The sequence below is a fragment of the Rheinheimera sp. NSM genome, from assembly GCF_052380015.1.
Lineage (GTDB): Bacteria > Pseudomonadota > Gammaproteobacteria > Enterobacterales > Alteromonadaceae > Alishewanella.
In genome coordinates this window covers 461,215-475,477 of record NZ_JBQTCI010000004.1, presented here as the reverse complement: position 1 = coordinate 475,477, position 14,263 = coordinate 461,215, and the positions used below count along the sequence as shown (strand labels likewise).

Here is a 14,263-nt window from a genome sequence, read left to right as displayed (position 1 = left end):
CGAGGAGTTACAACATTGAATGGGAGGGCTAAATTCGTGGGGATCCCTCAGGATCAGATCACAATTATACAAAAATAGGCAGTTTTCGGGATCTATCGAAATTATATAGATTAATGTCTGTGAGACACCATTGATTAATTTAGTGTCGTTAATTAGAAACAGCCACGCTGTTAGCCGAAATCTTGGAGGGTTAAAAGGTGCGTAGATTGTTATTAGGGCTGGCGGCACTGGCTGCTGATAGAACCGTTGATATGTATATAGATGACCAAAACGGCGCTTTCACTTGCAGCACTTTGACCAATTACGAAAAGGCCAGATACATTATAATTAGACAATAATGGAAATAACTATCTTTGGTTTGGGTGAAGATAACATAATATCTGCAATGATATTTTTAATTATTAAGTGGTGTTTAAATTGAAATTCATTTTAAAGTGTATGGCAGCTGTTTCTTTAGTATTTCCACTGTTATCGCATGCTAATTCTGTGAATGGGAGAATAACTCAAATTCAGGTTCCGACAAATGATGATGTGAATTCAGTTTATTTCAAAATTGATCCAATGCCGGCAGGGGTAGCACAATGGTTTTATATCAGGTATGGAACGGGTGATTCAGCTGGTTGCAGTGTCAGAGGTAACGAAGACTCTTTTTCGCGTGCCTATTCTACACTTCTGGCTGCTCATTTAGCCAAGAGAACTATCAATATAGTATATTGCGTAGACAGTAATGGATATGGGCTTGTAAATCAGCATATTGGAGTTTTGGAGTAATTATTGGCGAAAATTCGGTCTGTTGTAATTACGATTTTTGTCAGGTTTACTGGTGTTTTATTTGTTATTAGGAAAGGGCGCAAAATGAAATTTATATTCCTGGCCGCAGCTGCTGTAATGCTATTACCTAAAGTTTATGCAAATGATTTAGAGGCGAGTAATGTCTCTGTCATTGAGCAGGTTCAGGCATATTCGTACTATGGTGGTGGCGACTTTATTTTCTTAATTGCCGATAAAGCAGATATTTGCAAAGGTTACTGGGTTCCAAAAGACGCACCGGGTGCTGCAAATGTTACTGCTATGGTGATCGCAGCGCAAAAATCAAAATCAAAAATTAAAGTGTATGCGAATACCAGCAGCGAAAAACGATGGACAGGTTCAGGCACGCATTTCTGCCTTGTTGATACATTTATTGATATTAACTAAGAGTAAAGTTGCAATAAAATCACGACAGACATGTTGGAATAACACAGTCAGTCAATGTGTAATGTTTAACAGGCTGGTGAGTTTTCTGGGGGGAGTAACATGAATAAAATGATATCAGGAATGATTTTGGCGATGCTGGGTGTTATATCAAGTGCAGCTGACGCCGGCGGATCGCTACCGGCAAATGCAATTAATAAACTGGCATTCCAAACCGGCGGCTTGTTTATTTATGCCAGCAACTGGGGGAATCCTAACTCTTGTGCAAGAAATATGGCAGTTGTGTTGTTGGATAATGATCCTAACTATGACAAGGCCTACTCCCTGATTTTGGCTGCTTATATGTCGGGCAAAAAGGTATCCGGTTACTCAGATGGCTGTACTGAATTTGACGGACACACCTATAACACTATACGCGGCTACAAGTATTTGGTTATTGAGTAGCGGCAGAACGAGGAAGAGTCAATGTTGCGATACTTTATTCTGTTAGCTGCGCTCTACCCAATGTCAGCGTCAGCTTATGACGGCTGGTCTGGCGTTCATAAAGTGCAGTCGGTACGGGTTTATTCCGAAAACCATGTGCTGGTTACCATGCCGCAAACCAGTAATCCCGGTGGTTGTGAAAGCACGCAGTATCTGGTGTTAAATAATGCTGACAGCGAGGCTGGTAAGCGCTTGTATTCCGCATTGTTAAGCGCCTATGCCGCAGATAAGAGCGTCAATTTGGCCCTGACAGGTTGCTCGAGCGGTGAAAAATTGGGTTGGCCTGTAATAGAACAAGTTTGGCTGAAATAACAGCTGTTTTACTTTTTAAATTAGGACGGATTTTTACATGAAACCATTTGTTGCACTGAAATTATTACTTGCCTTATTGCCGTTCTGCTGCTCTGCATCTGCAGTGGAATATACCGGCTCTGGCATCAGCACCATTAAATTTATAACATCATATAACGGTAATGGTGATGTGATGTTTAGACTGGAAAATCCCATCGAGGCCTGTGTAAAAGGCTATTGGATGAGCAGTTCTGATGTTGGTTTTCAAGCCAATATGTCGATGCTGCTGGCGGCGTTTCAGGCTAACTCAAACGTCAGGATATACGGTTTGCCCGGGCAAGATTGGCCCGGTAGCAGTGGCTCATACTGTAAAGTGTACAGTGTTGAATACCATAAATAATTTAAAGGATGTGCTATGCACTATTTTTTCAGAGTGTTTTTATTTTGCTTGGTATCGTTTTCAGCATTAACAAATGCTGCTGAAGTACCTGCTGCGACGGTTAAGCGGGTAATGATGGATCAACAGTACGGCACTAAGGTGTTTATTCAGCTGGATACGGACCAAAGCGAGCGCGTTTTGTGCCATACCAGTTCCGGCTGGCATTTTGTTATGGATGTAGCAGACCCTATTGGTAAAGAGTTCTACTCTATGCTGTTAACGTTGTATGCATCCGGAAAAACCGGCCGCTTCGTTGGTATTGATAGTTGTGAGCTATTCTCCAATATAGAAACGCTTGGCCGTATTGAACTGAAATAGAGTTTTAAAAGCTCTGTTTCGAAACAGCCCCCAAATAAAACTAGTTTTTAAGTTCCCGAGGTTTTTTTGAAAAATTTAACATTATCTGTAGTTGTTCTGCTGCTTATCTCAAGTTTTCCTGCACTTGCCAGAAAAGACTGCCCCGCTGCACTAGTGCAGAATATTCAGATAGAGTCCAACCATGTGCTGTACATACAGAAAGGTTATCCCTGGCGGCGTCTTGGCACTTTAGATGAACCAGGCACTCGTGAGCGTTTGTCGGCTTTATTGGCAGCACAAATGGCCGGTAAGAAAGTAAGTATTGCTTATAAAGATTCGGCTTATGATTGTACAGCAACTAACTATAGCGTTAGCGCCTATTTGCTGCGTACATACAACGAGTAAATGCAATGAAGAATAGAATAGCTTTTATAGCCATCTCTTCGCTACTAAGCAGTCCTGTATGTTTAGCCGCCCGTTATTGGCCAGCCGCCGACCTCACGGAATGGAGCCTGATGCTGAACAATGGTGTTGCCTATATTAGCTCACCGCAGATGGCGACACATTGTTCCTATTCCAGAGCGCAGATTAATATGTCCGGCACTGATTTTGATAAAGCACTGTACGCTTATGCATTATCGGCGAAAGCCAGGGGTAAAAGCTTGCGCTACGTTGTTGATAATGAACAAACAACTTGTGTGGTTTCTGGCTTATCAGAGAAAGATTAGAACATTATTTAGCGAGCAGCGATAAAGCTCCTTTTTACTTCTATTCGTTGCGAAAATGACTTGTAGCAATAGCGTTATATACCGTTGTTACTTAAACAAAACACACCTGGTCTTACAAGGATTGCCCATGCATACTGCTGTTCGTTACTTACTATTTTTTATGCTTGTTGTAGTTACTACTACAACACAAGCCGATACCGGGGAGTACCTGATTTACAGTGATTCGTCCGGCAATATTTATTTGCAAGCGCCAAAACAGTTTGTATTAATTCATGGCGAAGTTGCCATACCACTGCTAATTACCCCTAAGAATGGCCTGCTAAAGTTGGCTAAATCAGGCAGCAGTTGGCAGCTGACAGTGTTAACGCCATCACAATGGCAACTGCTGCAATTAACACCCGGAAGCGCAATAGTAAGAAGCATTAGCTATGCCGATTTTGATGGGGATGGCTTGGCAGATATCCGGCTTATATTCAACAATGGTCAACCTGCTATTACAGTGACCGGCTTAACTACGATTGTAAAAATTATAACTCCCGTGGTTACCTATTTACACACTGATGTACTTGGTTCTGTTATTGCTGAGTCCGATAGCGGCGGCAATATAATTAAAAAGACAGATTACAAGCCTTTTGGTCAAAATTCGGACCAACAATAATTATGAATATTGCTCAAGATTTTGGCAGAGGTTTTATGAGATTGAATAAATTAATAGTGTTGAGCATTCTATTGTTCTCCGGCTCAAATGGTTACGCACTTGAAGAAAACAACCCAATAATTGATAAAGCAAACTGGGACCGAACCGAAGACTTGATGCCATTGCTAAGCAACAGTTTTCAAGGCGATCAATACAGCATTCAATCTGGTCTACTTGCCTTCCAAAATACAGATTTAGACATACCCGGGAACTTTCCAATTAATGTTGACGTCGTTCGGGGGCGCTCAGTCTTGTACAGTAGCGGTGCAAGTACGCGTGAGTTTGGCGATTGGAGCCTCAAAGTGCCTCAAATCGTTACAAGACTGGCAGCCTATGACAATAAAGTACAAGCGTGGGGTACAGATAACTCTTTCAGCACGCCGCTGGAATGTTCAGGCAACCTGGGGCATGGCGGTTTTATGTACCACAATGGCCATCTACGCACCGGAGTTGGTTCTCATACCTATTGGAACGCCGATAATTTAGAAATTCCCAATGTAGCCACTGAGAGATTACTAGCCGGGGCCGGTAATTCCCGTGTTACTAAAAACCATTTTAAAGTTAGTTGTATTACCCGGCCTGGCGGTGGGCAGGGCTTTGCCGTAACTACAACCAATGGCATTAAATACACATTTAATGTTCCTAAAGTTTTCTCTCCTGGTACCTCATTTTATTCGCTGAGAGATTTTGTTGCTGTTATGCGAGTGTCTTCAATTACTGACAGACATGGTAATTTTGTAAACTACAACTATGAAGCAGATGAGTTAAAATCTATAACATCTTCAGATGGTAGAGAAATAAATTTTATTTGGGATGATTATGTACTTAATGGAAAGCCTGCCCGCTTTATTCATAAGGTAACCTCTTCAGGAAGTAGTGAAGATAGAACTGTAGAGTATTTTTATAATAATGGTGTTTTGACAAAGGTTTTACTACCTGACAACACAACTTGGTTATACGATCTCAATAGAACAGTTACCGAGCCGTTTCGCAGAAACGGAGATTGGGATGCCAGTTATCTTGGTCAATGCGATATCCGGGAGTCGGAGCAAAATAGTTCTGTTACGCTAAGTGTTACTGATCCTTATGGGAATAATGGGCAGTATAAGCTTAAACCTGTTTATCACGGCAGAACAGAGTTTCCCGTGCATATAGACCAGATTGTCAGCGGAATTGGCGGCGGGATAGGAGGTACAGTAACCACGAAAATATTTAAGAATGTGAACTGTTCCGTAAACTATTCGCTAACCGAGAAAACTCTTACTTTAGCAACAGGCGAGGCTTATGTTTGGCAGTATGTTTACTCGCAGAACTCGGGTGGCTATGCCGCCAACAGCTATAGTAATCAAACAGGAAATGCCCCGTATGTGTACGGCAGTTTACCGGACAATATTATTGATGTAGTTAACTATAAAACTGTAAAGCAGATCAACCCTGATTCGAGTTATGAAGTGAGTTATATTAACAGAGATTCGACTTCATATATTGAAGGGAAGGTTGTAGCAACTGACTATTTTTCCGATGGTAACAAAAAAGACAAGACGGAAATGTTTTATTATGCGCCAGGAAGATTTATTGGGGCCGCAAAGGTTGCTTTTGATAACGCCAAGCCTTTGGAAAATGAAATAAATATAATAAAAAGCAAAGTTGTTTTGTATTCAGATGCCTTGGCCACATCTTATTCTGTTAGCTATTCTGACTTTAACAGCTATGGTGTGCCAATCTTAACGGAAGAACACAGCACTGCCGGTAACAATACCCGTTATACGCAGCAAAGTTACTTGCATGATACGGTAAACTGGGTACTGAACCTGCCCTCCAAGACAGAAGTGTCAGATGACGGCAGTAGCTGGACGACAGTAAAGTCGCAGACATACTATAGTAGCAATCATACAGCTAAGTCGCGTCTGCATCAGCAATTCCGGTTCGGGCAACTATACAATACCAATACCTATCACAGTGACGGCAACCTAAAACTGAAGAGTTTTAATCTTGCTAATCGCTGGGTGGAATACAGCAATTACAAGCGCGGTCAGCCGCAGCTGATTAAACAACCACAGCGTTATACCGCCAGCTGTACTAACCCTGCCAGCTGTTACATCAGCGCCAGCCAAACCGTTAATAATGATGGCACAGTGGCTCAGGTTACGGATTTTAACGGTAACCGTACCAATTATCAGTATGATGCTTTGCGCCGCTTAACCAACATCACCCCAGCCGATACCAGCTGGAGCCCGACGGCAATTAGCTATACCACATCCGACGGTTATTTTACGCAAACCATTGAACGTGGAAACTTCCGCAAAAAGATCCAATATGACGGTTTACTGCGACCGGTCCTGACGCAGGAATGGGATAACAGTAAGGCGGCGGCTACGCGCCGTTATACTGTTCAGCGTTTTAATGCTTATAACCAGCCGGAATTTATCTCTTATCCCAGTACCAGCAGTACAGAAAGCCAGGGTACAGCGTTTGAATATGACGGCCTGCAGCGCTTAACCCGGCAATACAGTACGATAGATAATAAAGGCGTAGATTACGCTTACCTGGCGGGTAACCAGATACGCACTACTGACGCTCGTGGTAACAGCACCACTACAACCTACCGCGCTTTTGGTACTCCAAGCCAGGATTTGCCGACCAAAATTGAGCAACCTGAAGCTGTAACCACTGATATTAGCTACAATCTGTTTGATAATATCAAAACGATTAGTCAGGGGGATATAACTGAAAGCCGCATTTACAACGCCCAGCAGCAACTATGCCGACTGGTGCGGCCGGATGTGGGCCATACAGCCTACAGTTATAATACGCTGGGCCAGCCGGTGTGGATAGCGCAAGGTGCCTCCGGCGGTGCCACTGCTTGTAATGCAGCTTCAGTCACTGCGGCGCAAAAAGTCAGTTACGGTTACGATAACCTGGGCTCACAGCGCACAATAAACTACCCGGACAGCACGCCGGATAAAACCTACACCTATGACAACCAGGGTAACCTTACCGCACTGGTTGCCGGCACGGCAGTATGGGATTACACGTACAACAGCGCCAACCTGATGGAAACAGAGGTTCTGACGCTGGACAATATTAGCTGGATAACAGACCCGACGTACAACGCCATGGGCCATGTCAGCAGTGTAATTTACCCGTCAGGCAAAAGCATAAGCTACGTGCCAAATGCATTGGGCCAGCCAACACGGGTGGGTAGCTATGCAACGGCAGCCAGCTACTACCCTAATGGCCAGTTAAAAGGCTTCACCTATGGTAATGGCTTAAGCTTCAGCCAATTGCTGGATACCCAGCAAAGGCCGGAATATCAAACGGTAAAACGCAGCAGTAGCAATGTGCTGAATCATCGCTACCAGTATGACAACAACCATAATATCGATACGATAAGCGACCTTATCACGCCAGCAAAAAACATCAGCCTGACTTATGATGACTTAGACCGGTTAGATACAGCGACAGGCTTTTGGGGCAGTGGCAGTTTTGATTATGACAGTGTAGGTAATATTACCCAAAAGACCCTGGGCAACCAGAGCCTGACGTATGTCTACAATACCAGCAACCGCTTAACCGGAATTAGTGGTGGAGTGAGCAGAACCTTTGCTTACGATAGCCGCGGTAATGTGACCAATAATGGCCAGCGCGCTTTTAGTTTTAACCTGGCTAATCAGCTGATTACCTCAGGCACTAACAGCTACCAGTACGACGGTTATAACCGCAGAGTTAAAAAGGTTAGCAACGGCAAAACGCAATTGAGTTTGTATAGTGCAGCTGGTCAGTTATTGATGACAGACGGCGATAAAGGCCTGACGGAATACTTTTACCTGGGCAACAAGCTTATTGCCAAAGAAAGCGCAGTGCCGACCAGCGAAGACACCCCGGGCTATACCGGGCATCTGGAAGATGACGACCTGCAGTTAACCTATATGCAGCAGCGGTATTATGACCCGCTAATCGGACGGTTTTATAGCAATGACCCGGTTGATATGCTGGGGCATATGAGGCGCGGCAATCCGACTATGGGGTTTAACCGATACGCTTATGCCAACAACAACCCTTATAAGTTTACTGATCCTGACGGACGTGCTGCATTTCTAATTGTTTTCGCTCCCGAAATAATTGCTTTTGGTAAGGCCGCGTTTTTTGTCGGCAGTGCGGGAGCTGCTGGATATGCCGGTTCTAAAGCAATTCAGCATCTGAATGAGTCCTCTGAAGGGCAATCGGATGTTAAAATTGACGACAAAATAAAGGATCAACTTGGCCCAAGAGGATGGACAGAGGGTGAAGTCAACGATATTACTAAGACTGAACCAACAGGGTCCTCTACAGACAAACGGAGTCCGAGCAAAACCGCTGATGGCCAAGGTAGGAATGATCCTGCTTCTGTTTATGGGAGCAAAAATGGTGGTCATGTAGTTGTTAATGACAATACCAAGGAAGTAGTTCACGTCAGTGACAAGAATGACCCCAATTGGATACCAGATAGTCGTATAGAGTGGAAAGAGGAACAACAATGAGTTTCGACAGAACTGCCTGTTACAAAGATCCATATTTGTTTTTTTCATTAAATGGCAATGCAGTGATGAAACTTGAGGTAGATGCCGCAATAAAACTATGTGATCTCGCGCTAGACTTTGACTGCATCATAGCCAGAGTTGAAGGTGGCATATGGCATAACCCTGGTTTTGAATCACGTCTAGATTGTATATGGGACAGAAATAATATCTTTGATGAACAACCAGAAGAAGCTAATAAATCTGCTAAGGAATTCATTAAAGAAGAAAGCTCCGAGCACAATGCTTTTATTATAACTACGCAAAAAATTGTAGAATAATCAAAACTACTGACCAAAAGAACACCCATAACGCGGGTGTTCTTTTTCTTCCTGAACCGCGCAAAACCACCAGCAGCATGGGCAGTGGATTCCGGCAGAGGTGATCAGTGCTCACCAGCAGGTCGGGCAATGTGGTGCAGCGCCGACAATTGGCGGTGCTGCAGGGTATGAATTGGAGTGTTTGGGCTGATAAGTATATTGCTTGTTATATAACTATTTATTAAAAAGGTGTTTACATTTTAAAGTCAAACACGTTTTTTCAGATATTCACAGCCAATTGTTCATGTTAGCTGCAACAGGCGGTATGACCGGGCAGGTGAATTTTGTCAACGATGGCACGGAAGGGTTGTGGAGTGAGTGTAAGATAAAGGGCTTAAAACTTAAGCCTTGAGATTATAATCAGAGGTTACAAAGATGAAGATAAAAGTGTTCGTTTTGCTACTGTTGTTTTGTGCATCAGCTAATGCTGCGCCGGTTTGGAGTGGTTATACAGAAGTTACTAATTTGTACCCGACTGTAGAAGGGCTGATGTTTAATACCTTGTATAAAAACCCGCAACTGAGCAGTTGTGATGATGGTGGTCGATTTGTGTTAAATATGGCAGTTCCTGATTACAATACGCAGGTATCAGTACTAATAGCTGCTTTTATGGCAGGTAAGAGAGTTAACCTTTATATCGAAGACCAGCCTGCGCGTTGTGCTGCTGTAATAATTCGCTTCAAAGTTGCACGATAGCCTAGCTAAGGTAGTAGCCGGCGCTTAGCACAAGTAACCAAAGCTTTTTCTGGCGTTATCGCACCGGGTATTAAGTCTTTTAATTGCGCCGGCGCGTCAGTCTCAGGTATTATCCGCCGCTTTATGTTAATGATGTAAACAAAGGATCTGAATATGCGGCTTGGTAGTGTAGTGACAGCGGGTCTGGTGCTGGCGGCCGCGTTGGCGGTATTGCCGCTGCAGGCGGCCGCTTGGGGCGGCAATGAGCACATGATGATATCGCTGTTTACCGAGCAAGGCGATAAAGCGGAAAGCTCCGGTTTCTCGCTGGCGTTGCGCCGCGTTGAGCGCAACGATCTTTATATGCAGGCGGGTATCAGTTATCAGCGTATTACGCTAAAAGCCACGCCTGCCGGTTACGCCGATGGCCGTGTCAGGCCGGTGTTTATTTATGGCCGCGTAGGTATGGATTGGTGGCTCAGCCCCTATATTCAGGCTGGGCTGGATATTAATGACAGCTTGTTTTACTGGTTAAACAGTGCCGATGACAATTGTTGCCATGTTATGGCAAAAACCGGGCTGGAAGTTAAGCTGCATGACAATTTACGGCTTGAGCTGTACGGTAATTGGTACAGCTTACGCTATCAAACCGGCTATGAGCCGGCGATGTTTCCGGACTATCAGGACAGGGCGCACTACAGCCGGTTTAGCCGTACTACGCTGGGGGCGCAGCTATCTTTAGTGTTTTAAGCTGTAGTAGCGCTGTACCACTTACCACAAATAATCAAAGCTGATTTCCAGCGGCAAGCCTTCAATATCCGGCAGTGGTTGCTGTGGCGTTAATGTCAGTCGCAGTACCGCTTGCTCGCCGTCAAAAGGGCCGGCCAGATTGGCCGGCAGGCGCTGCAGTAACTCGGCTGGTTCGGTGATGCTGGCGCGCACCTTATCGCCGTTCGGCAGTTTTACGCTGGCCTGCTGGCCTGGTTTGGCGTAGTTCATGTATTTGGGCGGCAGGTAAGCGAAAATAACCGGCTGCGGCCGGTTAGATAAAATCAGCAGTGGTTGGTCCTGGTGCAGGTATTCACCGGGTTTTACCTGAATAGCGATAACCTTGCCCGGCTGGGTGGCGCGAAGCTGTAGCTGGTTACGCTGCGCCTGCAGCTGTGCCAGGCTAAGCTGCAGCTGACGTTGCGCCTGGGCCACACTGCCGGCCAGCGCCTGAATTTCCTGCTGCTGGCGTAGCTGGATCACTTCGGTTTTGGCCTGCTCCAGCGCCAGCTTAGCGTTAGTCAGCGTTTGTTGTACTACCGCCATCTCATGGGTTGATACCAAACCGGAGCGCTTAAAATCCTGATAGCTTTGCAGATAAGCCGCTTGTTGCGTGACGGCGTCACCGGCAATGGCGATGGCGGCTTCACGCTGTTGTAGTACGCTCAGGTCGCTGGTATTCACCGGCAGGGCCAGCCGCGCCAGTTGGCTTTGTAGTTCGGCAATCTGGGCATCTAACTGTGGGTTATGTAACTGCAATAGCACGCTGCCGGCCTGCAGTTGCTGGCCTTCGCTTACTTCTATGCTAAGCAACCTGGCGGCCACCGGCGCGCGCAGCTCTACCGGGTCGGTGGTCACTATACCCGGCGCCAATACCAACAGCTTGGGCCGCAGCAGCAGCCAGAGGATCAGCAGCATGGGCAGGATGATTACCGCCAGCAACATATACCAACGGGCTTTGTAGGCGCCGCGTTTAGCGGCAGCGTAGTCTACCTTCAGGCCTTGTTCTATGGTTGGCCTGGTGCTTTTGCTGCCGGCGGAGTAACTGATCTTCATTAAAACTTTCTTCCACGTTTGAGCACCCACCAGGGCGCCATTGAGCTTTCTTCATGTGAGCGGCGCACCACTTCATTGAGCAGGGCGAATAAACACACCAGCCGCATAAAGAAGGCATAAAAAGGGTAGAGCGGTAACCAGGGCAGCAGGCGCAGGTCTTGCTTTAGCCGCTCGGAGATGGCAATCAGCACCAGCGCATAAAAAAAGCTCAGGATTGCCAAATACAGCAGATACACGCTGATGCCGATAGTGGCGTAAATTTGCCACGGATAGCTCAGCGCCAGCCCTATGCTGTACGCCACGATAACAAAGGGCATTAACACGTTTTGCACCACGCCATACAGCAGGGTAAAGATAAAGGTGCTGCTACCGAGCAGGCGCGGGCTAAACGCCGGCCAGTGTTTACGCAGGTACAGAAAGAGTAAATCACCGTCCCAACGCAGCCGTTGCAGCACCAGGGTTTTTAAATCGGCCGGGGCGTCGGTATGGCCAATGGCCCGGGTGGCAAACGGAATACGCATCTTGGGGTGGCGGCCAAAGTACTGTTTTATGCGGACGGTTAGATCGAGATCTTCGGCAGTATGGGTATCCCAGCCGCCGATTTGTTGCAAAAAGCTGCGGCGAAAGGCGCCGAAAGCGCCGGAGATATTATTCAGCAGGTTCCATTGGCTCAGGCCGGTTTTGCCGCCCTGCATGGAGATCAGATATTCAATGGCCTGCATCCGCGTCAGCAGGCTGTCCTGCACATTGCGCACCCGCAGTGCACCGCCTAAAGCCGGTACATTGGGGTCGGCAAAGTAGGGCACTATTTCGCTTATCATAGTGTTATCAAAGGAGGTATCGGCATCGGCGTTCATTACTATTTCGCCGCTGGCAATGCTTAACCCGGCATTCAGGGTGGACACCCGGCCGCCGCGCTGCCATTTCGGCAAGACAATAACGCGCCGGTTCGGCAGCTTACAGGCGGCTGCCGCCGCTTTGGCGACGCTGTAGGTCAGGGCGTTTTGTACCGCGCCGTCTACCACGGCAATAATTTCTATTTCGCCGTCGTAGCTTTGTTCGGCCAGCGAATCTATGGTGGCCTTCACCGCCCCGCCTTCGGCATAGCAGGTAATAATGCAGCTGACTTTAGGCCGGTACAGCGATTGCTTTGGTACCGTCAAATAGCGCTGATGATAGAACCGCACTATGCCGCTTACCACCAGCAGCATCAGCGGCAACTCGTACAGCAGTACCAAAGGCAGCAACCACACCAGCAAGGATAAATGCGTTGCCAGCGTATGCCACATACCCAACAGGATATAGGCCAGGGTGTTTAAATCACTCATAGCGGCGTGGCTTTGATCAGCTCGTCGGTTAACCAGTCGGCAATATTGTCACCGGTATCTGCCGGCAGGGTAATGGCTTTAACACTGAGCTGCAGCGCCGGCGTTTCTTGCTTTTGCTGAATATCCAACAGCTTAGTGTAAACATGTTTTATCTGCGCCAGCCCGGTCAGGGGGAGTAGCATCAGCAGGCCGTCGCGGCTGTAGTTGCTGCAGGCATCGGTGATCCGAATCATATTACGCAGCCGGTCCTGCAGTGCATCTAATTGCGCAAAGCCTTTGGCCTCGCCGGCGCTGGCGAGGAACTGCTCCAGATTCAACAACTGCACCGACAAAATACAGTGGCTTTGTTTATGCCGCCTGGCTAGCTTATTTTGCCAGTCTATCAGCCAGTAAAACTGTGCCATCGGCATTTGCTCGCCGGGTGTCAGGCTAAACACGCTGTGGCTGCGGCCCTGACGTAGCAGGCTGCGGGCACTGGCTGCCAGCTTATAGCTGTAGACATTGCGCACCTGCAAATCGGTCAGGCTGCTGTTACTGTGGCAATGTAAGCATTCGGCCTGCACTAATGCATCGGTAAACAAGGTGTCGCAGCTGTTGCAGTGCTGGTTTTCAATCGGCCTGTCGTAATCTACACCGATATGGCGCAATTGCTGCAGACAGTTCGGGCAGCTTAAAGTGGACATTTTGCGAAACGAAGCCTGAGCGCCGACATGGCCGCAGCTGAAACAATGCAAACTGCTTTGTGATTCGGTATCTATGCTGTGGCACTGCGGGCACACATCAATGTAATTTAAATGGCCGGAATGGCAGCAGGGGCAAAAGCGCACGCGGTTTTCCAGCTTGCCGGCATCGAGCCAGCTTTGCTGTTTTAAGCCACTGAGCCAGCTGAAACTGTCTTCCGGTTTAATCCCCCACGCCTTTAACAGCGGGTATTGATACAGCCAGGGTTTGGCCGGTACAGCGTGCGGTTGTAGTGTTTCATCATGCAGCCACAGGTAGGCCAGTAGCTTGTGGCCGGTGTCGTCGTGGTACGCCAGTTTCAGCTGCTGTTTACGCAGCAAATATGCCTGATATTGCTCTTTATACTGCGTTTGCCATAAGCCGTTGGCCAGAAAAGGCGATAAGGCACTTTCGTGCCGCGTCAGGATCAGGCAATGCGAGGTGAGCCCGGCACGGCGTAAATTGATTAACAGCGCATCCTGCTCCTCAGCCTGGGCAGCAATGACAATCAGTTCCGGCGTTTTGCCGGCTGCTATGACTTCATCGGCAGAGTGAAAGGCATCAAACCACGGGTGCCAGGGCTCGGCATCATGTTGCCCCAACCAAACAAAATATGGGTGGGGTAGTGTTAAAGTACGTGGCTTCCCGGAAACGTCTGACATGCTACAACCTGATCTACAACTTAGGGTACTACTGTCCGTGAGGCATACT

The 14,263-nt window shown here is 47.0% G+C and carries 16 protein-coding genes; 13 read left to right on the top strand and 3 right to left on the bottom strand.

All coding sequences use genetic code 11. The annotated features are described in order from the left end of the window. Positions 1-417 precede the first annotated feature (417 nt). From ACTZWV_RS14420 to ACTZWV_RS14360, 13 genes are all read left to right on the top strand, one after another. A complete protein-coding gene (locus ACTZWV_RS14420) occupies positions 418-771 on the top strand; it encodes a hypothetical protein (protein ID WP_444787222.1) in 354 nt (117 codons plus the stop codon). Positions 772-855: 84 nt separating this feature from the next. After that, a complete protein-coding gene (locus ACTZWV_RS14415; RefSeq protein ID WP_444787221.1) occupies positions 856-1,197 on the top strand; it encodes a hypothetical protein in 342 nt (113 codons plus the stop codon). A gap of 99 nt (positions 1,198-1,296) precedes the next feature. Beyond that, positions 1,297-1,638, top strand: a complete 342-nt coding sequence (locus tag ACTZWV_RS14410; protein WP_444787220.1) for a hypothetical protein — start codon at positions 1,297-1,299, stop codon at positions 1,636-1,638. Positions 1,639-1,659: 21 nt separating this feature from the next. Further along, on the top strand, positions 1,660-1,989 hold the full coding sequence (locus tag ACTZWV_RS14405) for a hypothetical protein (protein WP_444787219.1): 330 nt from the start codon (positions 1,660-1,662) through the stop codon (positions 1,987-1,989). 37 nt (positions 1,990-2,026) lie between these two features. Then, positions 2,027-2,368, top strand: coding sequence for a hypothetical protein (locus ACTZWV_RS14400; RefSeq protein ID WP_444787218.1), 342 nt, complete (start codon positions 2,027-2,029; stop codon positions 2,366-2,368). Between the two features lie 15 nt (positions 2,369-2,383). Further along, on the top strand, positions 2,384-2,725 hold the full coding sequence (locus ACTZWV_RS14395; protein ID WP_444787217.1) for a hypothetical protein: 342 nt from the start codon (positions 2,384-2,386) through the stop codon (positions 2,723-2,725). A 66-nt stretch (positions 2,726-2,791) separates the two neighbouring features. Further along, positions 2,792-3,109 carry a hypothetical protein gene (locus tag ACTZWV_RS14390; RefSeq protein ID WP_444787216.1) on the top strand — a complete coding sequence of 106 codons (318 nt, stop codon included), beginning with the start codon at positions 2,792-2,794 and terminating at the stop codon, positions 3,107-3,109. Between the two features lie 5 nt (positions 3,110-3,114). Continuing rightward, on the top strand, positions 3,115-3,432 hold the full coding sequence (locus tag ACTZWV_RS14385; protein ID WP_444787215.1) for a hypothetical protein: 318 nt from the start codon (positions 3,115-3,117) through the stop codon (positions 3,430-3,432). A 127-nt stretch (positions 3,433-3,559) separates the two neighbouring features. Then, positions 3,560-4,090, top strand: a complete 531-nt coding sequence (locus tag ACTZWV_RS14380) for a hypothetical protein (RefSeq protein ID WP_444787214.1) — start codon at positions 3,560-3,562, stop codon at positions 4,088-4,090. A gap of 2 nt (positions 4,091-4,092) precedes the next feature. Next, positions 4,093-8,649: a colicin E5-related ribonuclease gene (locus ACTZWV_RS14375; protein ID WP_444787213.1), complete on the top strand. Its 4,557-nt coding sequence runs from the start codon at positions 4,093-4,095 to the stop codon at positions 8,647-8,649. After that, the gene (locus tag ACTZWV_RS14370; RefSeq protein WP_444787212.1) at positions 8,646-8,966 is read left to right on the top strand and encodes a colicin immunity protein; all 321 of its coding nucleotides are present in this window, start codon (positions 8,646-8,648) and stop codon (positions 8,964-8,966) included. The genes ACTZWV_RS14375 and ACTZWV_RS14370 overlap by 4 nt, the downstream gene beginning before the upstream one ends. A 414-nt stretch (positions 8,967-9,380) precedes the next feature. Next, positions 9,381-9,701, top strand: coding sequence for a hypothetical protein (locus tag ACTZWV_RS14365; RefSeq protein WP_444787211.1), 321 nt, complete (start codon positions 9,381-9,383; stop codon positions 9,699-9,701). A 153-nt stretch (positions 9,702-9,854) separates the two neighbouring features. Next, entirely contained in the window at positions 9,855-10,430 is a 576-nt protein-coding gene (locus tag ACTZWV_RS14360; RefSeq protein ID WP_444787210.1) for a hypothetical protein, read from the top strand. Between the two features lie 21 nt (positions 10,431-10,451). Here the strand turns inward: ACTZWV_RS14360 and ACTZWV_RS14355 are convergent, their stop codons facing one another. Genes ACTZWV_RS14355 through ACTZWV_RS14345 form a run of 3 tightly spaced genes read right to left on the bottom strand, consistent with a single transcriptional unit; the run spans position 10,452 to position 14,214 of the window. Next, positions 10,452-11,504, bottom strand: coding sequence for an HlyD family secretion protein (locus tag ACTZWV_RS14355; protein WP_444787209.1), 1,053 nt, complete (start codon positions 11,502-11,504; stop codon positions 10,452-10,454). Continuing rightward, complete coding sequence (locus tag ACTZWV_RS14350; protein ID WP_444787208.1) at positions 11,504-12,832, bottom strand: glycosyltransferase family 2 protein; 1,329 nt, start codon at positions 12,830-12,832, stop codon at positions 11,504-11,506. The genes ACTZWV_RS14355 and ACTZWV_RS14350 overlap by 1 nt, the downstream gene beginning before the upstream one ends. After that, positions 12,829-14,214 carry a TackOD1 domain-containing metal-binding protein gene (locus tag ACTZWV_RS14345; protein ID WP_444787207.1) on the bottom strand — a complete coding sequence of 462 codons (1,386 nt, stop codon included), beginning with the start codon at positions 14,212-14,214 and terminating at the stop codon, positions 12,829-12,831. The genes ACTZWV_RS14350 and ACTZWV_RS14345 overlap by 4 nt, the downstream gene beginning before the upstream one ends. Positions 14,215-14,263: the final 49 nt, after the last annotated feature.

Excerpts from the sequence above, each read along its gene's own strand:
- ACTZWV_RS14415 (WP_444787221.1), top strand. The coding sequence starts at position 856 with ATGAAATTTATATTCCTGGCCGCAGCTGCTGTAATGCTATTACCTAAA.
- ACTZWV_RS14410 (WP_444787220.1), top strand. The coding sequence starts at position 1,297 with ATGAATAAAATGATATCAGGAATGATTTTGGCGATGCTGGGTGTTATA.
- ACTZWV_RS14405 (WP_444787219.1), top strand. The coding sequence starts at position 1,660 with ATGTTGCGATACTTTATTCTGTTAGCTGCGCTCTACCCAATGTCAGCG.
- ACTZWV_RS14400 (WP_444787218.1), top strand. The coding sequence starts at position 2,027 with ATGAAACCATTTGTTGCACTGAAATTATTACTTGCCTTATTGCCGTTC.
- ACTZWV_RS14395 (WP_444787217.1), top strand. The coding sequence starts at position 2,384 with ATGCACTATTTTTTCAGAGTGTTTTTATTTTGCTTGGTATCGTTTTCA.
- ACTZWV_RS14385 (WP_444787215.1), top strand. The coding sequence starts at position 3,115 with ATGAAGAATAGAATAGCTTTTATAGCCATCTCTTCGCTACTAAGCAGT.
- ACTZWV_RS14380 (WP_444787214.1), top strand. The coding sequence starts at position 3,560 with ATGCATACTGCTGTTCGTTACTTACTATTTTTTATGCTTGTTGTAGTT.
- ACTZWV_RS14375 (WP_444787213.1), top strand. The coding sequence starts at position 4,093 with ATGAATATTGCTCAAGATTTTGGCAGAGGTTTTATGAGATTGAATAAA.
- ACTZWV_RS14370 (WP_444787212.1), top strand. The coding sequence starts at position 8,646 with ATGAGTTTCGACAGAACTGCCTGTTACAAAGATCCATATTTGTTTTTT.
- ACTZWV_RS14365 (WP_444787211.1), top strand. The coding sequence starts at position 9,381 with ATGAAGATAAAAGTGTTCGTTTTGCTACTGTTGTTTTGTGCATCAGCT.
- ACTZWV_RS14360 (WP_444787210.1), top strand. The coding sequence starts at position 9,855 with ATGCGGCTTGGTAGTGTAGTGACAGCGGGTCTGGTGCTGGCGGCCGCG.
- ACTZWV_RS14355 (WP_444787209.1), bottom strand. The coding sequence starts at position 11,504 with ATGAAGATCAGTTACTCCGCCGGCAGCAAAAGCACCAGGCCAACCATA.
- ACTZWV_RS14350 (WP_444787208.1), bottom strand. The coding sequence starts at position 12,832 with ATGAGTGATTTAAACACCCTGGCCTATATCCTGTTGGGTATGTGGCAT.
- ACTZWV_RS14345 (WP_444787207.1), bottom strand. The coding sequence starts at position 14,214 with ATGTCAGACGTTTCCGGGAAGCCACGTACTTTAACACTACCCCACCCA.